Genomic DNA, 23,305 nt, shown 5'->3' with positions numbered 1-23,305 from the left:
CATTTAACGATCGGAATGAATGAAGACATTCCCTTTGGTCAAGCAGTACTTTTAGGATTACAGCATGTGTTGGCAATGGACGTGTATGTGCCGCCATTTATTATCGCAACTGCGGTGGCGATGTCCTCTTCAGACGCATCTGGTTTGATCCAATCGACCTTTTTAGGAGCAGGGATCGCTTCTTTGATCCAAGTCCTCTTTTTCTTGAAATTACCCGTATGTCAAGGGCCATCCTTTGTCCCCGTTGGAGCGATCATCGGTATTTATTTTGGTGCCAACGGCATGGACACGGTGTTAGGAGCCAGCATCGTAGGTGCCACAGCAGTCATTTTACTAGGTTTTACGGGCATTTATAAGTATATCGTTCGTCATTTTATTCCTACGATCGTCAGTGGAACGATCATTATGATCGTTGGGTTGACATTGCTGCCAACGGCCTTTACCAGCAATATCTATCCTGCCACTGAAACACTAAGTGCCAATCAAAACATGTTGTTGGCTGCGATTACTGCGGCGATTTTGATTTTGTTTTCCATGTTAGGCGATTATTTTCCGGGAATGGGAAAATACTTCCGAATCAGTTCGGTCATTATTGCTTTGGTTATCGGTACCGTGATTGCTTCCTTTATGGGGGGCGTTGATTTTCAGTCGGTGGCGGATGCTTCTTTCTTTAGTCTGCCAAAACTGGTATTTCTAAACTATGGCCTGCACTTTGATGTTTCAGCGATCTTAACGATGCTAGTGATCTATATGGTGCTCCTAGCAGAAACAACAGGTACTTGGTATGCGGTCAGTTCCGTGACAGAAGAACCTGTTACGGATGAACAGATCAATAAAGGCGTGATCGGCGAAGGATTAGGCTGCTTGGTTGCCGCCTTAGTAGGAACGACCCCTGTGACTGGTTATTCTACCAATGCAGGGATCATTTCGATCACCGGGGTTGCTAGTAAAAAAGTCTTTGTGATGGCATCCGTCTGGTTTATCCTATTGTCCTTCATGGGGAAACTTTCAGCCTTGATTCACGCAGTACCTTCTGCTGTCATCGGCGGCGTGTTCGCGGTCGTCTGTGTCATTATTTTGTTGAGCGGCTTTCGGGTCATTAAGAATGAAGAGTTTTCCGAGCGTGAGTTGTATATTATCGGGGTACCATTGATTATTGCCATCGGCTTGTTGTTTATGCCAGCAGAAATCAAAGAATCTGCGCCTCAATTCTTACAATATTTATTAGATTCACCGATTGCTTTAAGCGCTATTGCGGCGATCGTCATGAATAAATTGATCCCAGTGAAGAAAAAATAGGAAGTAAATGAGGAATGAGACCTTGTCTCGTTCCTTCTTTTGTTACAAATCTGTGTAAAAAGAGGGTTTTTTGTAATATAGGAAAGGTTTTCTAAGGTTAACTGGTTTACCTAGAAACAAAATAACTGTAATGTTAAAAATTACAGCAGAGAAAAGCTTGATATGATAGTCTTTTTCAATTCTTACGAAACGTAAGGCAACTGTCGTTTTCGTAATCATCTGTAATGGTTTCTTTACCTATGAAATATTCTTCGGTGTTAGACTTGTTTATGCGCTTGAGTCATCTCAAATGACGCAAAATGAGTTTCAAAGAAGGAGATTTAATTATATGAAGTCTTTAAAAACTGTTTTACTTAGTACAGCTGTCCTTGCCGGTTTCGGCCTTTTCTTAGGTGGGAAAGACGCCTTTGCAGACGAACAATACACTGTTCAATCTGGTGATACATTATCAACAATCGCTACTAACTTTTACGGTTATAGCTCTGATGATACGATCAATGCGATCGTTGAAGCAAACGAGATTGCTGATAAAAACTTGATTTTTGTTGGGGAAGCATTGATCATCCCTACAGATGGCACTGCCACTTATACAGAATCTGCAAACACGACTGCTGCAGCAAGTGTACAACAACCAAGTGAACCAGCAGCTTCACAATCAAGCAACACACAATCTGCTGCTGCAAGCACACAAAGCAGCTCAAGCTACAGCTCTTCAGCTAGCGGCTCAGAAGCTTCAGCAAAAGAATGGATCGCAAACAAAGAATCTGGTGGTTCTTACACAGCGACAAACGGACAATACTACGGCCGTTACCAATTAACCAACTCTTACTTAAATGGTGACTATTCAGCTGCTAACCAAGAAAAGGTTGCCGATGAATATGTTGCATCACGTTATGGTTCTTGGTCTGCTGCCAAAGCATTCTGGGAAGCAAATGGTTGGTACTAAGATTCTAAAATGAATCTTGTCCATGACATCTAGTAATCAATTGCCCTTATTGGCGAGTACATCTTACTCGCTGATAAGGGGTTTTTTTGTATCTTCTGAGACAGATGAATGAATGTAACGCCGCATGCAGCTCTCAAGAGTCATTTTCAGGCGACATGCCATTGATAAAAAATCCCTTTTTACACGGCAACCATGTATAATAGTAGGAAATAGAGCAGAAAGCGATTCAATCTGTCAAAATTGAGACAGAAAATGTCGGTTTTGATAGTAGAAAGTGAGGGAAACACAATGAGTACATCGATTGAAGAAAAAATTGCACAAAAAATGCAGCGATTTCAAGCATTTGGGGAAGGCTTGCCGGGAGCCAAAGTCTATTACCGCGAAGATTGGGATGCAATCTACTTTGATTTAGTAGGAAAACAGTTTGGGATCATGAGTCCGCAAGCAGAAGAAACAGCATTTTTGACTTTGAAAAATCTGCCCGAGGTCAACGAAACGCTGCGAGAGCAATTTCCTGACGTCATCATTCCGGGGTATTATGCCAATAAGACCCATTGGAATACCATCAAGTTGGCATCTGATGCCTTGATGGAAGAAAACATCGAACAAATGATTTTGGTTTCCTACGATCTAGTCAAACAAAAACTGACAAAAAAACAAAAAAGTGAGCTGGAAAACAGCGAATCGTAAGTCAAAGATTTAGCGACAGAAAATAAGGAAGACCCTCTTGAGGATCATCATAATCCCTTTATTATTCGTTATTTTCGCCAACATTTATGCAATATTTTCAAAGAGCTTTCATGAAAGCTCTTTTTGTTTTATTTGTTCGCTTGTTTCTAGTCGTGATCCATGGTAAATTGTTGTGCAACCGAAATTTTTTGGCAGTCTTTTCTGCTAAACACAAAGGAGTGGTACGTATATGGATCTGGTCTTACGCCATGTCAAAAAGTACAAAGCGGCAACTGGCATTGCCTTATTATCGGTCATTTTAATGGTCGTTGCTGCATTATGGCAGCCAAAGCTCTTGCAGCAAGTGCTAGAATCAATTATTACTGAAAACAATGATGAAATGAAAAAAATTGGTGTGCAGTTGATTGGGCTAGCATTGCTAGGACTTGTTGCAGGGATCATCAACACGGTTTTTTCTGCGAAAGTGGCGCAAGGCGTTAGTGCCGATATTCGAGAAGAGATGTTTCGGAAAATCCAGACATTCTCATTTGGAAATATCGAAACCTTCTCAGCGGGAAATCTTGTGGTGCGCTTGACCAATGACATCACGCAAATTCAAAACTTAGTGATGATCTCGCTACAATCGTTGTTTCGGATCCCGTTCTTATTTATCGGTGCCTTCATTTTGGCGATGACAACCATGCCGCAACTGTGGTGGATCATCGTCTTACTGATTATCGCTGTCCTAGTGATTACGGCACTATCCTTTACACGGATGGGCAAACACTTTATGATCATCCAGAACTTGATCGACAAAATCAATGGGATTGCCAAAGAAAATTTGATGGGGATTCGTGTGGTGAAATCTTTTGTTCAAGAAGACAACCAACTGCAAGGCTTTTCTAAAGTCAGTGAAACGTTAACGAAGCATAACATTATTGTAGGAACCCTGTTCTCTGTAATGATCCCCTCCTTTATGCTGGCGGCCAACTTAGCAGTGGTCGGCGCGATTTTCTTTGTCAGTGATCTAGCGAAAGATGACCCAACCTTGATTGGGGGAATTGCCTCATTCATGAATTATTTGATGCAAATTATGATGGCGATCATTATCGGCGGCATGATGATGATGATGACTTCACGGGCTTCAGTTTCGCTAAAACGGATCAAAGAGATTCTAGATACCGAACCGGATCTGCAATACCAAGATGTCCCAGAACAAGAATTGTCTGGAAGTGTCGCTTTTGAAAACGTCAGCTTCCGTTACCCTGGGGATGAAAAAAATGCCCTAACGGCTATCAGTTTTACCATCAAACCTGGCGAAATGATTGGGATCGTAGGGGCGACTGGTGCCGGCAAATCAACACTGGCGCAACTGATTCCCCGTTTGTTTGACCCAACGGAAGGTGTCGTGCGGGTTGGCGGTGTTGACTTGAAAGAAGTCAATGAACAAAGCTTGCGTAAAACGGTCGCTTTTGTCTTGCAAAAAGCGATCCTCTTTTCAGGAACGATTGCCCAAAACTTGCGGCAAGGGAAAAAAGATGCCTCAGAGTCTGAGATGTCTCGCGCAACAGAAATCGCTCAAGCCAGCGAATTTATTCAAAAATTGACAGCGGGTTTTGAAGCGCCGGTCTCCGAGCGCAGCAGCAATTTTTCTGGAGGACAAAAGCAACGCTTATCGATTTCTCGAGGCGTGATCGGTGAACCGAAAATTTTGATTTTGGATGATAGTACGAGTGCATTAGATGCGCGTTCGGAAAAATTGGTTCGCGAAGCGTTTGAAAAACAATTAAAAGACACGACAACAATCATTATCGCGCAAAAGATTGCCTCTGTTGTGAAAGCCGACCGCATCTTCGTTTTAGATAATGGACGTTTGGTTGGTGAAGGAAGCCATGAATTTTTAGCCAATAACAATGCCATCTATCAAGAAATCTTCGCAACACAGAAAGGAGAGGAGTAACCATGACAGATTTGTTCAAAGCGAGTAAATTTTTCTACCATTACTTAAAACAATACAAGTGGTCGTTTCTATTCATTTTTGTGACGGTGATTCTGGCAACGTATCTGCAAGTACAAGCGCCAGTCTTTATCGGAGAAGCGTTCCAGGAATTGGCGAATTATGTTGGCGGTTTGATGCAAGGGGTCGATGATAAATCGGCTTTTCTATCGATCATTTGGAAACTGTTGATTTTTTATGTCTTAGCCAGTGCAGCCAATTTTGTCTATAGTATCTTGTTCACGCAAGTGGTGGGGAAATCAACCAACAGAATGCGGATCGGTTTATTTAATAAACTGGAAAAATTGACGATCAAATTCTTTGATTCTCATCAAGACGGTGATATTTTGAGCCGTTTCACCAGTGACTTGGATAACATCCAAAACAGTCTGAACCAAGCATTGTTGCAAGTGCTGACCAATGTAGTCTTAATGGTGGGGATCTTGATCATGATGTTCCGTCAAAACGTTGAATTGGCATGGGCAACGATTGCTTCTACCCCGATTGCGGTGTTGATCGCGGTGATCGTGATCCAAAAAGCCCGCAAATATGTCGATCTGCAGCAAGATGAAGTCGGAAAATTAAACGGCTATATCGATGAAAAAATCAGTGGTCAACGAATCATCATCACCAATGGACTGCAAGAAGAAACCATCGATGGTTTTCTGGTCCACAACCAACAAGTCCGGGAAGCTACCTACAAAGGGCAAGTCTACTCTGGGCTGCTTTTCCCCTTGATGCAAGGGATGTCCTTGTTGAACACGGCAATCGTGATTTTTTTTGGTGGCTGGTTAGCATTGAACGGTGACTTAGAACGTTCCGTTGCTTTAGGATTAGTTGTGACCTTTGTCCAGTATTCGCAGCAGTATTACCAACCATTGATGCAGATCTCTTCTGGTTACAGCATGATTCAGTTGGCGATCACCGGTGCGCGCAGAATCAATGAAATGTTTGATGAACCTGATGAGGTCAAACCAAAAGACGGGATCAAAGTGAAGGGCATCAAAGAGGCGGTTGCTTTGAATCATGTGGACTTTGGGTATGACAGTCAAAAATTGGTCCTAAAAGATGTGTCGATCACGGTCAACAAAGGCGAAATGGTCGCATTGGTCGGACCGACTGGTTCAGGAAAAACGACCATCATGAACTTGTTGAATCGCTTCTATGATGTGAATGGTGGTTCTGTGACCTTTGACGGCATCGACATCCGGGAGCTAGACTTGGATCTGCTGCGTTCTCAAGTGGGAATCGTTTTGCAAGAATCCGTGCTGTTCTCAGGGACGATTCGTGAAAACATTGCTTTTGGGAAACCAGAAGCGACCGAAGCAGAAGTCATTGCAGCAGCGAAACAAGCCAATATCCATGAGTTTGTTATGACGTTGGAAAAAGGCTATGACACGGAGATCACCGAAGAGAATAATCTTTTCAGTACTGGTCAAAAACAATTGATGAGTATTGCCCGAACGATTTTGACCAATCCAGAATTGTTGATTTTGGATGAAGCCACCAGTAATGTTGATACCGTGACCGAAGCGAAAATTCAACGAGCAATGGATGAAGCAATCAAAGGACGAACCAGTTTTGTGATCGCCCATCGCTTGAAGACGATTTTGAATGCCGATCGCATCGTTGTCTTAAAGGACGGCGAAGTCATTGAAGAAGGCAATCACCATCAATTGGTGGCGGCTGACGGCTTTTATGCGGAACTGTATCACAATCAATTCGTTTTTGAATAAGCGCAAACCAACGTAAAATCATCAAGAAGACACTAGCAGGACAGCCCGCTGATTTCGTCAACCAATCGACGAGACAGCGAGCTGTTTTTTTTAGGTTAAAGTAAGCACTTCTTATGACGACAATGTCTATGAGCAGTTAGTGGTATAAGGGGGCCGTTGTTCTGATTACCAAAAAAGACCAGCCTGAAGCATGGTCTTCTTTGGCTGTTTAGTGATACGCAGCGGTTTGAGCCAACCACTCAATAAAATGGTCAGGCTGTTGCGTATCCTGTGCCACGATATTCCACTGCTGGTTTTTGCAGCGAGTGCATTGATGCAGCAGCTGATAGCCTTTTTTGGAATGTTGGCGATAATCGATGGGTCGCATCAGGCCATGGCAAGTATTTTGACGATCACCCGGGCGAATATCCACGTGTAACGAGTAGAGACACTGGGGACAATGGTTGCGGTAAGAACCATTGGTCAAGGGTGCCACAGGCGTACTGCAGTTTTTACAAACAAAGGTCGTATTTTCACCTTTTCTCATTTTGCTTTCCTCCAAAAGAATGATTTCTTTTGAGAGAAAAGGGTTCCGTTCGTTCTTCATCAGGCTTCTTTGGCTAGGGACACATTCACCGTCCGTAACGATTACTTCTGCTTCCAGCTTCATGCGATTTCGCAATCCGTACCACGCTTAGTTTTTTCGTTTTGTGCTAAGCACTGTGTTGCGGCAGCCCACAACCCAGCAGTAAGTGTAGTCCAAAGTCACTGTCATTGGCGTCGTCCCCTAGAAAGCAATTGAGGAATGCTTTTTCATAGAGTCCCTCCTATGTGTTTATGAGGGGATTATAGCAGAAATAGAGTTGGAATTCTATGACAGAGAAAATCCGATCGTAATTTACCTCCTTTTTTATCTTTAAAAACAACAAAATGTAGATTATAATGCTGTTTTATGACAAAATGTTCGTATGTAGGTTTCGCTCAATTTTATTTTGGTCACTGAAGAAGAGACACGGAATCACAAAATGGAGGAAGGATGACCTAACGAAAGGAGAACAAAAATGTTTGGTACGAACAAGAAATCTGAAAATTCGAATGGCACACAAGGCAAGAAACGAAAAAAGCGTTTGACTGTAGAAGACCTGATCAACCAGTATATTGTAGAAAAAGAGGTTCATGAATTGAGTGAGGGTCTGTCTGTTCAGATTTTTAATGACTTAGCTGCTCACCGCGGACTGTTCATGGAGATCCCCAAACTCAGTTACAAAGACCTTGGAGCAGCTATCCAAATCGATCAAAACTGGATTAAAATCAAGCAACAAGATACGATCATCAAACAACAGGCACAGATCATTCAGCTTTTGAAAGAAACACGATAGAAGAAAAGTATTTTTTTCTATTGAAAAACCGAAGAACGAGCTGAGCGTTTTTCCTTGAAAAGGAGGGCCGTTAGCTGGTTCTTCGGTTCTTTGTTGACGATGAAAGATTAATAATACTCCCCGTGGCGATAGTCCCATGAGTTGAAGTGATCAGAAAGGTACATTTGGATTTTTTCAACATCGAGTCCTTTACGGATCAAGACAGGTGCTGGCGTGATGGAGCGTTGGTCTCCTTGCTCTGGAATCAAGTTGCCGTCTTGGTCAACGAAAGAAACCATGACTCCTTGCTCATAGCGGGTTTCCAGCGTTTTGTCTGGTTGGATCGATGCAACATAGTCGTTGCCTTCGATGATCAGATCGGCTTCTTGCGCGATTTGTTCGCCGATCCCTTCAACAAGTCCGCGATTTCCTTTGCCTGAAGGGTTCGCTGAGCTGGCGAAAAGCAATTTCTTTTTTTGATCCCAAAGTTCTTTTGAGATCTGCTCACCAGGGACACCGAATTTGATCACGAAACAGCTGGTTCCCCGAACGTCCGTCATCAATTCTTCTGAACCATCTTTTGGGATATAGGCTTTTCCTGATTCTTTCCAAGGCAAAATCGCACCGAATAACACGTCATTGTTCCAACACGTTTCATAAACGGCGGCGGTTTCCGCATTTAATTCGGCTAATTCATGTAGCTGCTCCAATGAGCTGCAAAGAACGACGCCTGGTTTGTTACGCTTGCGATTCTTTGCTGAAAACTTGCGTTCCAGCCCTTTTTTATCAGAGACGGCAATGATATAGCCGACTTTGGTTGGGCAGACGATCACTTTGCCTTCTTCATTCAAATAGTTGATCGCTCGTTGGTTTGGTTCTCCTGTCCATGGGACTTGTTTTGCTTCATTCACTCTCTTCATCCTCCCTGTCTTCCAATGAATCGCCGTTATGAAAAATATAACGGAATATTCTGAAAATTCTGATTGAATATGGTTACCCTTGATGATAAGGGAATCAATCCGCGTAGTCAAGGGGATTTACACCAGAATGTAAAAAGAGTGGAATAGAAAGATCGAATATGCATCACTAGAGAATAGAGTGAATGATTGACAGCAATACTATTTTTTTCCGCTTTGTATGAAAAAATTGACTGTTTTTTATGTTATTTATATGGGAAGATAGGCTTATAGATAGAAGAATGCAATCAAATTGATAGTTTTTTTGAAAAAAAGAAAGAGGAGTATCATGAGTGAAAAGAAAAAAATACGCAAGCTTTTGTTGGCATCGATTGTCGCTGGGAGTATTTATGGCGGCGGTGCCTTGCTTTTTGGGTTACTGGTCAGTTATAACGTCCTCTTGTTAGATGGTGTTTATACATTGATTGGTGCAGTGATGTCACTGATTGCTTTGTATGTGGCAAAATATATCCAAGCCCAAGACTTTGAACGTTTCCCATTCGGCAAAGAAGCGTTGATGCCGTTGGTTGTTTTTATTCAATATAGTATCATCTTGCTGATCTCAATTTATGGAGTCATTGAATCTGCTTTTAGTTTATTACACGTCAGTGATGGCATGATTGATCCAATCGGTTTGTATTTCTCGCTGATTGGTACGATCTACTGTTTCTCTTTTTACTTGTACTTAAAAAAGAAACCACTGACTCATCCCTTTTACTGGGTAGAACTAGAACAATGGCGTTTCGGCTTTTTCTTTAGTCTGGGTGTCGTCGGTTCATTTCTTGTGTCATGGCTGATTCAAGCCAGTCCCTATGGAAATTTCGCGATGTATGTCGACCCAATCATCTCCATCGGGATCACCTTGTTCTTTATTCAGCTTTCGATTAAAGAGTTGAAAGCGGCCATTCTGGAATTGACTTCTTCAACTCCGAAAGAAGAACTACGAGAGTCCATCATGACGATCGTTGAAAAAGAACTGCGCGCAGAAGAAGTGGTGGACTTTGTGTTACGTACCGCCAAAGTCGGCAATCAAGTCATTGTGGAATTAGATGTGGTGATTTTACCTGCAACACCTCTCGATACAGTTGGGCGGCAAGATCCCTTGCGAGAACGATTGAATCAAGCAATCAGCCAACAGATTTCCGGTTATTCCCTCTGGCTAAACATAAATTTTGTCGGTGACATCAAATGGGCGTATAGTGAGGAGTAAGAATGGCTGCAAAGCGGCTTGAATAAACCGTGAAAATGACAGAGAAAAGAGGAAACAAATGACAATTCTGAAAACCTATGGAAAAATCACCGCAGCACTTTTCTTGTTAGCGGCAAGCATCAATTTATTTTTAGGCCCGCATCATGTGGCAGCTGGCGGTGTCAGCGGAATCGGTATTTTATTAGAGTCAGCCCTCGGTTGGGATCGAGCGGCTGTGATCATGGTCTTGAATATTCTCATGCTTATTCTTGCCTATGCCTTTTTAGGGAAGGGGCCTTTTTTGAAAGTCCTCTATGGTAGTTTTGCTTTTCCAGTAGCAATTGCTTTAGTCCCAGAATATATGGTGGCTGAAGATCGGCTGCTTTCCGTGATATTTGGCAGTGCGATTTTTGCTTTAGGAGTAGCGATTTTGTACAAAAATCAATCTTCTAGCGGTGGCACAACGATTCCACCGCTGATTTTCAAGAAATACTTTAATTTGAATCCAGCGATTGGCTTGCTGGCGACCGATGCGATCGTGGTCTCCATGAACTTGTTCGTTTTCGGGTTTGAAGAGTTCTTGTTTGCGATATTATCGATCGTGATCACCTCTGGTGTGATGACCTACATTGAAACGGGCTTTAACCGGAAGAAATCCATCATGATCTTAAGTGAGAACCACGTGAACGAGATTCGAGAAGCAGTCTTTGATAAAACAGCTCGTGGTGCCACACTATTGGCTGCCCAAGGCGGCTACCAGCAAGCAGACAAACAAGTACTGTTGATCGTGGCCAGCGACCAAGAATTTATGCAGATCAGACAAATCATTGAGACCATTGACCCAAAAGCGTTTGTGATCGTCAATAATGTCTCAGAAGTACTGGGCCAAGGCTTTAGTTATCACCCAATCGAATGAGCGTATTCTCGCTTGTTCAGCGTATGAAACCACTCTCGTCAAGTAGGCAATCTACTCGACGAGGGTGGTTTTTAAGGTCCATGATTTTCAAATAGCTTTACTCCGTAAAGTAATCGGGAAAGGCCTTTTCCACAAAAATCAAATCGTTATCAATGACATCAATGTGTTGTCCGACCAAGGGAGCAATTTTGGCTTGGTCTTTTTCTTTTAAAGTGGCTAAGATTTCTTCGTGATCCCGCAAAATAATTTCCCAAGACAATTCCTCCACCTCTAAACGTAAGAAGCGGAAGCGATTTAAAGGCAGATTGATCGTTTGTAGCCAATTCCAGACATTTTCTTTGTCGGCGATTTTATAAATCAACTGATGGAAGGCCTCGTCGAGTTGGAAAAACTCGATTTCATCCTTCAATTGGGCATAGGTCCGCTGCAAAATAACGAGTTTTTCTAGTTCTTTCAGCTGCTCTTCTGTAATGGCTTGGCAGGCCGCTACGAATACTTCTTTTTCAAGCGTCTCTCTGACAAAACGAGCTTCTTCAATTTGTTTGATACTGATTTTAGAAATATAGGTGCCGCTTTGGGGAACGACATGGATCAGTGCTTCACGGCGCAGACGAATAATTGCTTCACGGATCGGCGTCCTGCCAATGGTTAGCCGTTGCTCCAATTCCTTTTCAGATATTTTTTGACCGGGAATCAGTTTGGCGGTTAAAATCAACTCTTTGATTGATTCATAAGCTTGTGATTGAAAATTTGTAGGGTTCAACATAAACGCTTCTTTCTGTATCAGGCATTCAATTACCTTCTAAAGAAAAACTCTGAAGGAAGGTGCCTAGGGATAGTTTTGAGTAATAAAACTAGTATATAAGTTGAATAACCTTTTGTAAAGGCTTGCAATTCAGTATAGAATGAACTAGAATACTAATATATCAGTTTTAAGAAAAAGGAGGAAGTAGGATGTTTGATTTTGCTGCCTTGAAGCAGGCAGGAGTTACGATGCCGATCGTTCCCAAAGAAGTGACGGATCAATCAGATACTCAGTTTCAATGGTTACACTTTGGTGGGGGAAATTTGTATCGGGCATTTCACGCAGAAGTAGCCCAAACGTTGATCGATCAACAAGCGCTGACAAAAGGAATCGTAGTTTGTGAAACCTTTGATGAACAGGTGATTGATCAAGTATATGCCCCTTACGAGAATGATATTTTAGAAGTGGTCATGCATGAAGGGGGACGGTTGGAGAAAAAATTGCTCCAGTCAACGGCGGCTAGTTATTATTGCCATCCTTCCCGTGCTGCGAGTTATGAGCAAATACGCAAAGTATTTCAGGAGCCGTCACTACAGTTGGTTACCGTAACGATCACAGAAAAAGGCTATGGCTTAAAAGACAGTCAGGGGAAATTTTTACCTGTCGTACAAGCGGATCTCGCTGCGGGTCCCCATCAGGTCAACCATACAATGAGCATTTTGGCTAGCTTTTTATGGGATCGTTTTCAATCAGGGGCACTTCCGATCGCTATGGTTTCCACCGATAATTTTTCGCAAAATGGGCTCCGTTTCCAAACGGCGATTGTCACCATTGCAAAAGAATGGCAAAAGCTGGGGCATGTTTCAGAAGCGTTTGTCCGATACTTAGAAAACAACGCGCAGGTGACGTTTCCGTGGTCAATGATCGATCGGATCACGCCAAATCCTTCAACAGCAGTTGCAGAAGAATTAGCAGCAGCTGGGATCGAGCAGCTGCCAGTCATCCGTACCGATAAAGGAACGAATATCGCTCCGTTTGCTAACACAGAGACGACTCATTACCTGGTGATTGAAGATGATTTTCCAAATGGTCGCCCGAATTTGGATAAAGCGGGGGTGATCTTGACGAGTCGAGAGATCGTCGACAAAACCGATAGTATGAAAGTCACAACTTGTTTGAATCCACTGCATACCGCAATGAGTTTGTTCGGCTGTTTACTCGGTTATACATCTATTGCTGCGGAAATGACCGATCCAGATATTGTTGCTTTGATCAAAGGAATCGGCTATCGTGAAGGCTTGCCGGTAGTGGAAGATCCTGAGATCATTCAGCCAAAGAAATTTATCGATGAGGTGGTGGGCCTTCGTTTACCCAATCCCCTGATTCCTGACACTCCACAGCGGATCGCCGCAGATACCTCACAGAAAATCGCCATCCGTTTTGGCGAAACCATCAAAAAGTATGTGAAGAAAGAAGGCTCGGCTTCTGAGCTGACTTTCATTCCCTTAGCGATTGCAGGCTGGTTGCGTTATCTATTAGCGATCGATGATGAAGGCCATCCATTTGGCCCAAGTCCTGATCCCCTCTTAGCAGAATTACAAGAGATTTTACGTGAGTGTCAGTTAGGGACAGCCGCCGATGTTCAAGGGATCATTCGACCAATCTTAGCAAATCCGCAGATTTTTGGTTTGGATCTCTATCAAGCAGGAATCACTGAAAAGGTGGGTCACTTGTTCGCTAAGATGCTGGCAGGAACCGGCGCAGTCCGTAAAACATTACATGAAACAGTAGAAGGGATCGAATAAAAAATGGAAATGACATTTCGTTGGTATGGAAAAGACTACGATAAAATCAAGTTAGCAGATATCCGTCAAATTCCTGGAATGAAAGGCATCGTCGGCACACTCTTTGATTTGCCTGCTGGGGCAGTTTGGCCGAAAGAACGGATCAAGGCGCTCGTGGAAGAAGTCGAAGCAGTTGGCCTTTCCCTGAAGGTGATCGAAAGCGTCAATATTCATGATGACATCAAGATTGGCTTGCCTTCGAGAGACCTGTATATCGAAAACTACAAAAAAACGATTCGTAATTTGGCAGCATATGGGATCGAAGTGATCTGCTATAATTTTATGCCGATTTTCGATTGGATCAAAACGGATCTCGATTATCGCTTAGCCGACGGTTCTTCTACGATGGCATTTGAAAAAGCAGGGATTGACAAAGACCCAGAAGAGATCGTCAAAGAAGTTGAGGAGTCAAGCTCTGGCTATACCTTGCCAGGCTGGGAACCAGAACGTTTGGCACATGTCAAAGAATTGTTTGCTGCGTATAAGGATGTCGATGATGACAAATTAAGAGAAAACTTTGCTTACTTCCTAAAAGCCATTATTCCCACCTGTGAAGAGGTCGGCATCAAGATGGCTGTTCATCCAGATGATCCTCCCTATTCGATTTTTGGTCTGCCGCGTATCGTTAAAAACCGCGATGATTTGGATTGGGTCTGCAACGTGGTCGACAGTCCGTCAAATGGTATCACACTTTGTACTGGCAGTATCGCCGAAGATCCAGCCAATAATGTCTATGAGATTTTGGCTGAGTTTTGTCGCCGGGATCGGATTCCTTTTGCCCATGTTCGTAACATTCAATACTTGGGCAATGACAAAGACTTTTATGAAGCACCGCATCTCTCCTCTGAAGGCTCATTAGACATGTATCAGATCCTAGAAGCGATGTACAAAAATGGCTTTGACGGCTACATTCGACCAGATCATGGGCGAATGATCTGGGGAGAAACGGGACGTCCAGGCTATGGCTTGTATGATCGGGCGATCGGCGCTTCCTACTTATTAGGGTTGTGGGAAGCCATCGACAAGAGCGTGGGGCGTTAAGAAAAGGAGCGAAGAAATGTTTTTAACTGACGATTTTATTTTGAAAAACAGCTTTGCCAAACAGTTGTACCATGAGTATGCAAAAAAGCAGCCGATCATTGATTACCATTGCCATTTAGAGCCGAAAGAGATTTTCGAAAACCAAAACTTCACCAATCTCACCCAAGCGTGGCTGGCGGGGGACCATTACAAATGGCGCTTGATGCGTGCCAATGGTGTTGCAGAATCTTTGATCACTGGCGATGCTGACGACTACGAAAAATTCTGTGCTTGGGCGCAGACCTTGGAGGCTTGCATTGGCAATCCATTATATGTCTGGACCAATTTGGAATTGAAGCGAATCTTTGGTATTGATGAGCGATTGACACCAGCCAATGCAGCAAGCATTTGGGAAAAAGCCAATCAACAGCTGCAAACGAAGGAATTTTCACCACGAGGGCTGATCAAAAAGATGGCTGTTGAGGTGATCTGTACGACGGATGATCCCATTGATTCGTTGACGTATCATCAAAAGCTGGCAGAAGAATCCTTTGACGTGTATCCTACCTTTCGTCCTGACAAAGCAATCAATCTGCAGAATCCAGAATTTCCAGCGTACCTTAAGCAATTGGCTGCAGCTGCGAGCAAAGAAATCACTAGCTATCAAACGCTGGTTGAAGCATTGACAGTGCGTATTTCCTACTTCCAGCAACAAGGTTGTCGTTTAGCAGATCACAGTCTGTCACGTCTTGGAGAGGAAGCTTATGATGGCGCTGCACTTGAAGCGATTTTTCAAAAGCGTTTGACCACTGAGACACTGACTAATGAAGAAATCAGACAGTTTCAAACCGGCTTGCTGATTGACTTGATGCGCCAATATGCGAAACAAGGCTGGACCGCGCAATTGCATCTGATGGCGACTCGCAACAACAGTCAAAAACTTTTCCAACAACGAGGACCTGATAGCGGCGGTGATGCGATGGGGGACGACCGTCTAGCGAACGGCTTAAGTCGGACATTGGCGCAGCTTCAGGCGGAAAGCTTACTGCCGAAGACAATTTTGTATTCACTGAATCCCAAAGATTATCCGGTGTTGACTGCGCTGATGGGGGCGTTCCAAGAAGAAAGCAAAGGTAAGCTGCAATTAGGCTCTGCTTGGTGGTTCAATGATACGTATTCTGGCATGCGGCATCAGTTGACGACCCTAGCAGAAGGCGGGATTCTCGGAAACTTCGTCGGCATGCTGACGGATTCTCGCAGCTTTTTGTCTTATCCACGCCACGAGTATTTCCGGCGGATTTTGTGTCAGGTGATCAGTGAATGGGTAGAAGACGGACAACTGCCAGCAGATGAAATATATTTAGGGCAGATCGTCGCAGACATCTCCTATCACAATGCGAAAACCTACTTTGATTTTCCAAACTAATGACTACTCGATTCGTTCTTGGCTTGCTAGAGAAGGAATCGAGTGTTTGGATGGCTATTGCTAAAGTTGCGTCTGGTCATTTACTATTGGCAGGGAATCCAGTACTATGATAGAAAGAATCAAAGAAGGAGCGAGTAGTATGAATCCATTCTATGAAGAAGTCTATGCGCTGGCGCGGCAGATCCCTTTTGGTAAAGTCGTCTCCTATAGTCAGATTGCGTGGAAATTGGGACAAATCAACGGCGCACGGGCAGTCGGTCGAGCGATGCGCTTGAGCCCTCAGGATGTCCCTGCTCATCGAGTCGTGCGGGCAGATGGCGTCTTAGTTGGTCCCTCCGCCAATGTGCGAAAAGCAGCACTCGTCGATGAAGGGGTGGTCTTCAAAGCCAGTGGTCGTATCGATATGAAGGCTTGCAGTTGGTCCATGAGCGAGATCGCTCCCGCTCAAATGAAGGAGCCATTATGAAAAAACGTGAATTTATCGTGCAAGATCTGTTGAGTAAAATCTATCAGGAAGAATTTTCTGCCGGCAAACTACCCAACCAAAGAACCCTTGCGCAAACCTATGGCGTTTCTCGGTTTACGATCCAGCAAGCAATCAAAAACCTTGAAGAGATCGGGATCGTCAAAGTGGTTCAAGGTTCAGGGATTTTTATCCATGAAAAATGGGTCAAAAACCCAATGATCTTTAATTCCTTGACCCGCACCCCTTATGACCGCATCCATTCCAAAATGATTTCATTGAGTAAAGCGGCAGCAACGTTGGATGAACAGCAGATTTTCCAAATAGGCCCAGAAGAGGAAGTCTGGACCTTTGAACGAGTGCGGATCGTTAATTACAAAATCGAACAGCTGGAAACCTCTAAATTGCCCGTCAGCCTATTTCCCGAATTGACACAAGAAATCGTGGAGCACTCGATCCAACGCTATGTCGAAAGCTGCGGGTACCGCATTTCCCACTACATCACCAGCTATACCCCCATCACCACATCGACTGCGCAGTCGGGCATTTTATTGTGCAAGCGGGGGACGCCGGCAATGCAGATCAGCAATCGGGCAATTTTAGAAGACGGCCGCGTGTATGAGTTCAGTAATATCGTTGCCATTGATTATGCAGTGACCTACATCCGTCCCTTTGACCGTGAGATCCATCGCTCACGCATCGATTGATTTGGAAAAGCAAATGTGCCAGTTGCGTCGTCTTTATCCACAGAGAACAAAAGACATCCCCTGTCGGTTGGACAGGGGATGTCTTTTGTTGTGTTTAAGGAGTGATCAATGTGCCGTCTGGTGTACGGCTCTGGGTCCATTCATGAGGACGGTAAACCACGGGAAATTCCGCAGCTGCTGCTTCATCGAACGTGATTCCGATCCCACTTTTCTCGATAGGATAAAAATAGCCGTTTTCAGGTTGCGGACTGCCACCAAAGACCGACTGGGTATTTGCTGGGATCGCAATCGTTTCTTGGATCGCAGCATTGTGGAGATGGATATTTAGATGGGTGTTGACGGCTAGGCCGACAGGGCTGATATCAGACGGCGTGTGCCAAGCGATCCGAATGCCCATCGCATCGCAGAAGTGAGCCAATTTCAATGCTGGCGTGATCCCACCGATTTGTGAGACATGGGCACGCATAAAGTCAATCTGTTGATTTTTGACTAGCTCTTGCCATTCCATCGGATTATTGAACAATTCGCCGGTCGCGATCGGGGTCGCCGACTGGCTGCGGAGTTGCTGCAACCACTTGTTTTGATCCGGCGGCAAAATATCTTCTAGGAAAAAGAGATTAAAAGGTTCAGCGGCTTTTGCAAATTGAATCGCTTGGTTTGGATGCAGCCGTTCATGCACGTCATGCAGCATTTGAAATTGATTGCCGTATCGTTCTTGGATCGCAGCAAACATTTTCAGTGTTGTGTCCATGTAGTCTGTTTGATCAAAATAGGAACCAGCGATGGGCTGATCGGGTGTTTGCAGTTGGCTAGGATTTCCACCATAAAAGCCTAATTGGCAACGGATATAGCGATACCCCTCAGCCAAGAAGCGATCGATTTCTTGATAAAGGTCTTCGAGATTATCTGCCACGGCATGGGTATAGGCGGGAATCGCCGTACGCGCTTTTCCACCTAACAGTTGATACAATGGCATATCGGCTAATTGTCCTTTGATGTCCCACAAAGCCATGTCAACTCCTGAGATGGCATTGTTGGTGATTGGACCATTCCGCCAGTAAGAATTGACATTCATCACTTGCCAAAGATCTTCGATTTGATTGGCATCGCGGCCAAGTAAGAGGGGGCGTAAATACTCGTCAACGACGGTTTTTACGGCTAGTGGGCGAAACTGGAAGGTTGCGCAGCCTAACCCAGATACGCCTTTGTTCGTTTCTACTTTAACGACAACAAGGTTATGGCGATCAGGTTTGATCGCAAAGGCTTTGACGTCGGTGATGATCGTTGGTGTCATTTCATTCACTCCAATTTTTGTCTCTAGTTGCTATAGCCATTGAAACATGCTTGGCAACCGCTGTCAATTTGGTCTAATAAAAACTAGATATACAGCATAAAACCAGTCCAATTTTTTACTGTTTTATAATGAAACGTTGATATATAGCGTTTTTATTCTGTTTTTATCAAAAAAGGACTGGTTTTACAAGTCTGTGTGAGCATGCTACTATGTGTGTGAAAACGGAAACACCTGAAAGGGCGCCCGTCAAAAGGATCAGGACCGTTAGCAAACAACAGGGGGAAAAAAAGATGACCAAAGAAGACATCGTAAAACAGATTATTAAAGATGTTGGCGGATCAGAAAATATCAACAATGCATGGCACTGTATGACTCGCTTGCGTTTTGATTTAAAGGATGAGAAGAAAGTCGACTATGCGGCGTTAGAAAAAACACCCAAAGTCGTAGGAACAAAATATCAAAGCAATCAGCTGCAAGTAGTGATAGGAACGGATGTTGCTGATTATTATGCACCTTTAGCCAAAGAATTAGGTCTTGATGAAGCGAACCAAGGGGGAACATCAGAGAAAAAAGGGGCTGTTTCCTTATTTATGGATACCGTTTCTGGCGTTTTTGGTCCGATCGTTCCAGCTATCGCTGGCGCAGGAATGATCAAAGGATTAATGGCTGGATTGGTGGCTTTGAATGTCATCTCTAATCAAACAGACACCTATTTAGTGATCGACATGATCGCGAGCGGCGTATTTACATTCTTGCCATTTTTTGTTGCTGCCTCAGCCGCTCGGATTTTTAAAACCAATCAATATTTAGCGATCGCAATCGCGGCAACGCTGCAATTTCCAACGATGACCAATGCGGTAGCCGAAGGAAGTATTTCCGCCTTTCGCTTGTTCGGCATACTGCCAGTACCCGTCTTTAACTATGCAGGAACAGTGATTCCCATTATCTTTGCCGTGCTGGGGCTCAGTTATATTTATCGTTGGGTCGATAAACTCTTACCACAAGTGCTGCGTACCGTGTTTACACCGACGATTTCGTTGTTTGTCGCTGGTATCTTGACATTAACGGTCATTGGCCCAATCAGTATCCATCTAGGAAACTTACTGGCTGCTGGCGTGGCTGGTTTATTCACTATCTCGCCTGTCTTAGCAGGAATTGTGGTAGGGGCGATTCGACCAATTGCAATCTTCACGGGACTGCATCATGCCATGACCCCGATCGCTTTGCAAAACTTCGCCAATCAAGGGTATGACATGTTGATGCCAATGATGTTTATGGCAAATATGGCAATCACCGGCGCAACAGCAGCTATTTATTTCAAAGTCAAAACCAAAGAAGAAAAATCGATCATTCTATCTTCGGCTGTTTCGGGCTTGTTAGGGATCACAGAACCTGCGTTATTCGGGATTTTGTCGAAGTATAAAAAAGCCTTCATCGCAGCAACAGTTGGTAGTTCTGTGGCGTCTGCCTTCATCAGTTTCTTCGGTGTTCGGATTTATGGATATATTCTTTCAAGTATCTTTAGTTTGCCAGCCTATATTGGGGAATACTTTATCTATGCTGTTTTGGGGATCATCTTGGCAATCGGCTTATCCTTTGCAATGAGCTGGTTCTTGGTACCAAATCAAGCAGCCGAAGGCGATCGTTACACCAACGAAGTGGATCTGCATGCCGTGACCCATGGAGAATATGTCCCATTAGAAGATGTACCAGATGAAGTTTTTTCAACGAAAATGATGGGAGAAGGCTATGCCATCGAGTCACAAGATGGGCAAATCTTTGCACCGGTCAGTGGCGAAGTCACCACTGTGTTCCCTTCAAAACATGCCGTCGGGATCAAAACCCAAAACGGCGTTGAAGTTCTTGTGCATATGGGGATTGATACAGTCTCACTTGGCGGACAAGGCTTTGATGTCTTTGTCAAAGCTGGGGAGCAAGTCACTCCGCAAACCAAACTGGCACAAATGGATCTACCTTATATCAAGCAGCAAGGCAAAGAAACCATGGTGATCGTTTTGATCACCAACATGGATCGCGTGCAGCAATTTTCTGGAAGTACTGATTTAGAAGGCAGACACCAAGCCGGTGCATTGCTGGAAAAAGTCGTTTTGAATGCCTAATAAAAGAAAAAAGATGAGCTTCATTAATGAAGTTCATCTTTTTTTTATTGCAATTAACTACGCAGCCCGCGGCCTTTTTGGATCAAGTACCAGCATACGCTGTATAAGACGACAATGAACAAGACCAAAATACCGATGGATAGGAAAATCGGGACATCGATGGTGCCCAAAATGCCGTAACGGAAACCAGAGATCATATACACAATCGGGTTGACTTTGGAGATCGTTTGCCAAATCGGCGGCAGCATGCTGATGGAGTAAAAGACGCCTCCAAGATAGGTCAATGGTTGTAAAACAAAGGTTGGCACGATGGAAACATCGTCAAAGGATTGGGCGAAGATCCCATTTAGCAACCCTGCTAATGAAAATAAGATGGCGGTCATGACTAGGGTTAAGACAACGATGACCCAAGAATAAACATGTAATGGGACGAAGAAAAGGGAAATGATGGTCACCAATGTGCCCACCAAGATACTACGGCCAAGTCCGCCAAAGACAAAGCCCCAAATAATGACGTGAGTAGGAACCGGTGCCACTAAGAGTTCCTCAATGTTTTTTTGAAACTTCTGTGAAAAGAAGGAAGAAGACACATTGGAGTAAGAGCTGGTGATCGTCGACATCATGATCAACCCAGGAACGATAAATTCCATATAAGAAAAGCCGCCCATTTCGCCGATGCGGCTGCCAATCATTTTCCCAAAGATAATGAAGTATAAGGAAGTAGTGATGACGGGTGGGACGAGGGTCTGCACCCAAATCCGTAGATAGCGGTTGGTCTCTTTGACCGCTAAACTTTTTAAGGCTGTAAAATAAAGACTAAACATGGTTTTCCTCCGCTTCGTGTGCTTCTTCGGTGATTTTCAAAAATAGTTCTTCCAAGCGATTGGATTTGTTGCGCATGGAGAGGACATTGATCCCTTGCTGGCTGAATTGAGCAAAAAGATCGTTGACGCCTTGGTCCCGAACGACTTCAACGGCAATGGTCTGTTCATCTTCCATTTGGATCGGATACCCATTGATCGTTGGTGCTTGTTTGATCGGTGCGATATCAAAAAGAAAGGTTTCAAATTGCAGTTTTGCCAACAAGGACTTCATGCTGGTGTTTTCGATCAGTTCACCAGATTGGATGATCCCGATGTTGCGACAAAGCATTTCGGCCTCTTCTAAATAATGGGTCGTCAAAATGATCGTTGTGCCATTTTGGTTCAGCTCCCGCAAAAAGCTCCACATTTCCCGACGCAATTCGATATCGACACCTGCCGTCGGTTCATCCAAAATCAATAGCCGTGGTTCATGCATCAGGGCACGAGCGATCATCAAACGGCGTTTCATCCCGCCTGACAGCATCCGCGCACGAACATTGCGTTTTTCCCACAAATTCGACTGCTTCAAGTATTTTTCGCTGCGCTTGATGGCTTCGTTGCGGGGGACACCATAATACCCAGCTTGATTGACGACGATCTGCTGGACCGTTTCAAAGGGATTGAAATTGAATTCTTGGGGAACCAGACCAATCTGTTGTTTGACTTGGACCAATTCTTTGTCTAAATCGTAGCCGAAGACTTTGACGCTTCCGGAAGATTTATTGACAAGAGAGGTGATAATGCCGATGGTGGTGGACTTTCCAGCGCCGTTTGGGCCTAACAAGGCATAAAAGTCGCCTTCTTCCACCGTCAAATTTATGCCCCGCAACGCTTCAACGCCGGTAGCATAGACTTTGCGTAAATCGGTTAGTTCTAGTGCATAGGTCATGTTTGTTTGAACTCCTTCTATGTATGATGGTTTATTCTATCATTTTTTTTCAAGAAGAACCGCATGTTTTGATTTTTTCATTCGATTAGATAACGATTGTTGCTAATTGATTAAAAGTGGGAAAGAGACAAAAGAAAAAACGACCGTTTGATCGTTTTTTCGATAAAGTCGATTGTTAGCATAAATACCGTTCTGGTCGTTCTGTCTGTCCTAGTAAGTAATCGACAGAAACATTATAGAGGGAAGCTGCGTGTAGCAGCGTCAATACATCGGGTAAGCGATCGCCTGCTTCGTATAAGGTGTAATCGGGGTAAGACACATCGAGATGCTGGCATACTTCTTTTGGGCTCAATCCGCGTTCTTCTCTTAAAAACTTGAAGCGGCAACGCAAGGTGTCTAATAAAAAAGCTTCTTCTAATGTCACTTTGCGGTCCTCCTTAAAAAATTGCGCTTCCTTTCGCACTGTTCTCTTTTTATTGTACCAACAAAAGCAAAATATGCGAAGTAATTCACATGAAGGTCGAACGGTTTTTGTTAAAAAGTGAAACAAATGACTTGCTCTGAGACGCGTTTCATACAGTATGCTTGATTTATAAAAAGGAAGGCGGGATGAAAAAATGAATACATACATGAAGAAAAATGGTGCGGAATGTTGTTATGTAACGTTGGCTTTTGATGGACAACAACTGGTATTGACGAAGCCAAAAGGGTTCTTTCAAGAACGATTAGTAGAAATTCCTGTGGATGAGATCAGTCACTTGACGTGTGATGAACACTTCGGGTCTCAGCGGATCGGATTTATTCATCACAACGATTACTATGAATTTTATACATGTGGGCTAAGTGTGATAGACTATATGAAAGAACAATTATTCGTTTAAGGAGCAGTG

The 23,305-nt window shown here is 43.8% G+C and carries 22 protein-coding genes; 15 read left to right on the top strand and 7 right to left on the bottom strand.

What is annotated here, in order from left to right:
• Positions 1–15 precede the first annotated feature (15 nt).
• The 5 genes from A5877_RS05565 (at position 16) to A5877_RS05545 (ending at position 6,646) form a co-directional block, all read left to right on the top strand.
• A complete protein-coding gene (locus A5877_RS05565; RefSeq protein WP_086317423.1) occupies positions 16–1,299 on the top strand; it encodes a uracil-xanthine permease family protein in 1,284 nt (427 codons plus the stop codon).
• A gap of 328 nt (positions 1,300–1,627) precedes the next feature.
• Positions 1,628–2,245 carry a LysM peptidoglycan-binding domain-containing protein gene (locus A5877_RS05560; protein WP_008380639.1) on the top strand — a complete coding sequence of 206 codons (618 nt, stop codon included), beginning with the start codon at positions 1,628–1,630 and terminating at the stop codon, positions 2,243–2,245.
• Between the two features lie 288 nt (positions 2,246–2,533).
• Positions 2,534–2,935 carry an MmcQ/YjbR family DNA-binding protein gene (locus A5877_RS05555; protein ID WP_008380641.1) on the top strand — a complete coding sequence of 134 codons (402 nt, stop codon included), beginning with the start codon at positions 2,534–2,536 and terminating at the stop codon, positions 2,933–2,935.
• A 229-nt stretch (positions 2,936–3,164) separates the two neighbouring features.
• The gene (locus A5877_RS05550) at positions 3,165–4,874 is read left to right on the top strand and encodes an ABC transporter ATP-binding protein (RefSeq protein WP_086316522.1); all 1,710 of its coding nucleotides are present in this window, start codon (positions 3,165–3,167) and stop codon (positions 4,872–4,874) included.
• Positions 4,875–4,876: 2 nt separating this feature from the next.
• Positions 4,877–6,646, top strand: coding sequence for an ABC transporter ATP-binding protein (locus A5877_RS05545; RefSeq protein WP_005234100.1), 1,770 nt, complete (start codon positions 4,877–4,879; stop codon positions 6,644–6,646).
• Positions 6,647–6,854: 208 nt separating this feature from the next.
• Here A5877_RS05545 and A5877_RS05540 read toward each other — a convergent pair whose 3' ends face one another.
• Entirely contained in the window at positions 6,855–7,172 is a 318-nt protein-coding gene (locus tag A5877_RS05540) for an RNHCP domain-containing protein (RefSeq protein WP_008380645.1), read from the bottom strand.
• A 514-nt stretch (positions 7,173–7,686) separates the two neighbouring features.
• Here A5877_RS05540 and A5877_RS05535 point away from each other — a divergent pair.
• Entirely contained in the window at positions 7,687–8,004 is a 318-nt protein-coding gene (locus A5877_RS05535) for a hypothetical protein (protein ID WP_086316521.1), read from the top strand.
• Positions 8,005–8,111: 107 nt separating this feature from the next.
• Here A5877_RS05535 and A5877_RS05530 read toward each other — a convergent pair whose 3' ends face one another.
• Positions 8,112–8,903 (bottom strand): L-threonylcarbamoyladenylate synthase, encoded by a 792-nt coding sequence (locus A5877_RS05530; RefSeq protein WP_176273425.1) that lies wholly within the window; start codon positions 8,901–8,903, stop codon positions 8,112–8,114.
• A gap of 325 nt (positions 8,904–9,228) precedes the next feature.
• On the opposite strand from A5877_RS05530, the gene A5877_RS05525 reads away from it, so the two are divergent.
• Entirely contained in the window at positions 9,229–10,149 is a 921-nt protein-coding gene (locus tag A5877_RS05525) for a cation transporter (protein WP_008380653.1), read from the top strand.
• 58 nt (positions 10,150–10,207) lie between these two features.
• Positions 10,208–11,044: a YitT family protein gene (locus A5877_RS05520; protein WP_005234105.1), complete on the top strand. Its 837-nt coding sequence runs from the start codon at positions 10,208–10,210 to the stop codon at positions 11,042–11,044.
• Positions 11,045–11,141: 97 nt separating this feature from the next.
• On the opposite strand, the gene A5877_RS05515 is transcribed toward A5877_RS05520, so the two are convergent.
• Positions 11,142–11,810: a GntR family transcriptional regulator gene (locus A5877_RS05515; protein WP_005234106.1), complete on the bottom strand. Its 669-nt coding sequence runs from the start codon at positions 11,808–11,810 to the stop codon at positions 11,142–11,144.
• A 188-nt stretch (positions 11,811–11,998) separates the two neighbouring features.
• On the opposite strand from A5877_RS05515, the gene A5877_RS05510 reads away from it, so the two are divergent.
• The 5 genes from A5877_RS05510 to A5877_RS05490 all read left to right on the top strand — a co-directional run bounded on the left by A5877_RS05510 (position 11,999) and on the right by A5877_RS05490 (position 17,249).
• Positions 11,999–13,594, top strand: coding sequence for a mannitol dehydrogenase family protein (locus tag A5877_RS05510; RefSeq protein WP_086316519.1), 1,596 nt, complete (start codon positions 11,999–12,001; stop codon positions 13,592–13,594).
• A 3-nt stretch (positions 13,595–13,597) separates the two neighbouring features.
• Entirely contained in the window at positions 13,598–14,674 is a 1,077-nt protein-coding gene (uxuA, locus tag A5877_RS05505) for a mannonate dehydratase (RefSeq protein ID WP_061053189.1), read from the top strand.
• A gap of 16 nt (positions 14,675–14,690) precedes the next feature.
• Positions 14,691–16,079, top strand: a complete 1,389-nt coding sequence (gene uxaC / locus A5877_RS05500; protein ID WP_086316518.1) for a glucuronate isomerase — start codon at positions 14,691–14,693, stop codon at positions 16,077–16,079.
• Positions 16,080–16,218: 139 nt separating this feature from the next.
• A complete protein-coding gene (locus A5877_RS05495; protein WP_005228493.1) occupies positions 16,219–16,545 on the top strand; it encodes an MGMT family protein in 327 nt (108 codons plus the stop codon).
• Positions 16,542–17,249 (top strand): GntR family transcriptional regulator, encoded by a 708-nt coding sequence (locus A5877_RS05490; protein WP_086316517.1) that lies wholly within the window; start codon positions 16,542–16,544, stop codon positions 17,247–17,249. Before A5877_RS05495 ends, A5877_RS05490 begins: the two co-directional genes overlap by 4 nt.
• Before the next feature lie 94 nt (positions 17,250–17,343).
• On the opposite strand, the gene A5877_RS05485 is transcribed toward A5877_RS05490, so the two are convergent.
• Positions 17,344–18,543, bottom strand: a complete 1,200-nt coding sequence (locus A5877_RS05485; protein WP_005234111.1) for an enolase C-terminal domain-like protein — start codon at positions 18,541–18,543, stop codon at positions 17,344–17,346.
• A 290-nt stretch (positions 18,544–18,833) separates the two neighbouring features.
• Here A5877_RS05485 and A5877_RS05480 point away from each other — a divergent pair, with 290 nt between their 5' ends.
• Positions 18,834–20,663: a glucose PTS transporter subunit IIA gene (locus A5877_RS05480; protein WP_086316516.1), complete on the top strand. Its 1,830-nt coding sequence runs from the start codon at positions 18,834–18,836 to the stop codon at positions 20,661–20,663.
• A 53-nt stretch (positions 20,664–20,716) separates the two neighbouring features.
• On the opposite strand, the gene A5877_RS05475 is transcribed toward A5877_RS05480, so the two are convergent.
• From A5877_RS05475 to A5877_RS05465, 3 genes are all read right to left on the bottom strand, one after another.
• Positions 20,717–21,487, bottom strand: a complete 771-nt coding sequence (locus A5877_RS05475; protein WP_086316515.1) for an ABC transporter permease — start codon at positions 21,485–21,487, stop codon at positions 20,717–20,719.
• Positions 21,480–22,415, bottom strand: coding sequence for an ABC transporter ATP-binding protein (locus A5877_RS05470; protein ID WP_086316514.1), 936 nt, complete (start codon positions 22,413–22,415; stop codon positions 21,480–21,482). The genes A5877_RS05475 and A5877_RS05470 overlap by 8 nt, the downstream gene beginning before the upstream one ends.
• A 175-nt stretch (positions 22,416–22,590) precedes the next feature.
• Complete coding sequence (locus A5877_RS05465; protein ID WP_005234115.1) at positions 22,591–22,839, bottom strand: helix-turn-helix domain-containing protein; 249 nt, start codon at positions 22,837–22,839, stop codon at positions 22,591–22,593.
• Between the two features lie 193 nt (positions 22,840–23,032).
• Between A5877_RS05465 and A5877_RS05460 the strand changes: the two genes are divergently transcribed.
• Positions 23,033–23,296, top strand: coding sequence for a hypothetical protein (locus A5877_RS05460; RefSeq protein WP_005228502.1), 264 nt, complete (start codon positions 23,033–23,035; stop codon positions 23,294–23,296).
• Positions 23,297–23,305 lie beyond the last annotated feature (9 nt).

Source organism: Enterococcus sp. 3C7_DIV0644 (assembly GCF_002141235.1).
GTDB classification, from domain to species: Bacteria; Bacillota; Bacilli; order Lactobacillales; family Enterococcaceae; genus Enterococcus_D; species Enterococcus_D entomosocium.
This window is presented reverse-complemented; position numbering and strand designations above follow the sequence as displayed.

Bases quoted from the DNA above. Each gene is read 5' to 3' on its own strand.
- A5877_RS05565 (WP_086317423.1), top strand. From the start codon at position 16: ATGAATGAAGACATTCCCTTTGGTCAAGCAGTACTTTTAGGATTACAG.
- A5877_RS05560 (WP_008380639.1), top strand. From the start codon at position 1,628: ATGAAGTCTTTAAAAACTGTTTTACTTAGTACAGCTGTCCTTGCCGGT.
- A5877_RS05555 (WP_008380641.1), top strand. From the start codon at position 2,534: ATGAGTACATCGATTGAAGAAAAAATTGCACAAAAAATGCAGCGATTT.
- A5877_RS05550 (WP_086316522.1), top strand. From the start codon at position 3,165: ATGGATCTGGTCTTACGCCATGTCAAAAAGTACAAAGCGGCAACTGGC.
- A5877_RS05545 (WP_005234100.1), top strand. From the start codon at position 4,877: ATGACAGATTTGTTCAAAGCGAGTAAATTTTTCTACCATTACTTAAAA.
- A5877_RS05540 (WP_008380645.1), bottom strand. From the start codon at position 7,172: ATGAGAAAAGGTGAAAATACGACCTTTGTTTGTAAAAACTGCAGTACG.
- A5877_RS05535 (WP_086316521.1), top strand. From the start codon at position 7,687: ATGTTTGGTACGAACAAGAAATCTGAAAATTCGAATGGCACACAAGGC.
- A5877_RS05530 (WP_176273425.1), bottom strand. From the start codon at position 8,903: ATGAAGAGAGTGAATGAAGCAAAACAAGTCCCATGGACAGGAGAACCA.
- A5877_RS05525 (WP_008380653.1), top strand. From the start codon at position 9,229: ATGAGTGAAAAGAAAAAAATACGCAAGCTTTTGTTGGCATCGATTGTC.
- A5877_RS05520 (WP_005234105.1), top strand. From the start codon at position 10,208: ATGACAATTCTGAAAACCTATGGAAAAATCACCGCAGCACTTTTCTTG.
- A5877_RS05515 (WP_005234106.1), bottom strand. From the start codon at position 11,810: ATGTTGAACCCTACAAATTTTCAATCACAAGCTTATGAATCAATCAAA.
- A5877_RS05510 (WP_086316519.1), top strand. From the start codon at position 11,999: ATGTTTGATTTTGCTGCCTTGAAGCAGGCAGGAGTTACGATGCCGATC.
- uxuA (WP_061053189.1), top strand. From the start codon at position 13,598: ATGGAAATGACATTTCGTTGGTATGGAAAAGACTACGATAAAATCAAG.
- uxaC (WP_086316518.1), top strand. From the start codon at position 14,691: ATGTTTTTAACTGACGATTTTATTTTGAAAAACAGCTTTGCCAAACAG.
- A5877_RS05495 (WP_005228493.1), top strand. From the start codon at position 16,219: ATGAATCCATTCTATGAAGAAGTCTATGCGCTGGCGCGGCAGATCCCT.
- A5877_RS05490 (WP_086316517.1), top strand. From the start codon at position 16,542: ATGAAAAAACGTGAATTTATCGTGCAAGATCTGTTGAGTAAAATCTAT.
- A5877_RS05485 (WP_005234111.1), bottom strand. From the start codon at position 18,543: ATGACACCAACGATCATCACCGACGTCAAAGCCTTTGCGATCAAACCT.
- A5877_RS05480 (WP_086316516.1), top strand. From the start codon at position 18,834: ATGACCAAAGAAGACATCGTAAAACAGATTATTAAAGATGTTGGCGGA.
- A5877_RS05475 (WP_086316515.1), bottom strand. From the start codon at position 21,487: ATGTTTAGTCTTTATTTTACAGCCTTAAAAAGTTTAGCGGTCAAAGAG.
- A5877_RS05470 (WP_086316514.1), bottom strand. From the start codon at position 22,415: ATGACCTATGCACTAGAACTAACCGATTTACGCAAAGTCTATGCTACC.
- A5877_RS05460 (WP_005228502.1), top strand. From the start codon at position 23,033: ATGAATACATACATGAAGAAAAATGGTGCGGAATGTTGTTATGTAACG.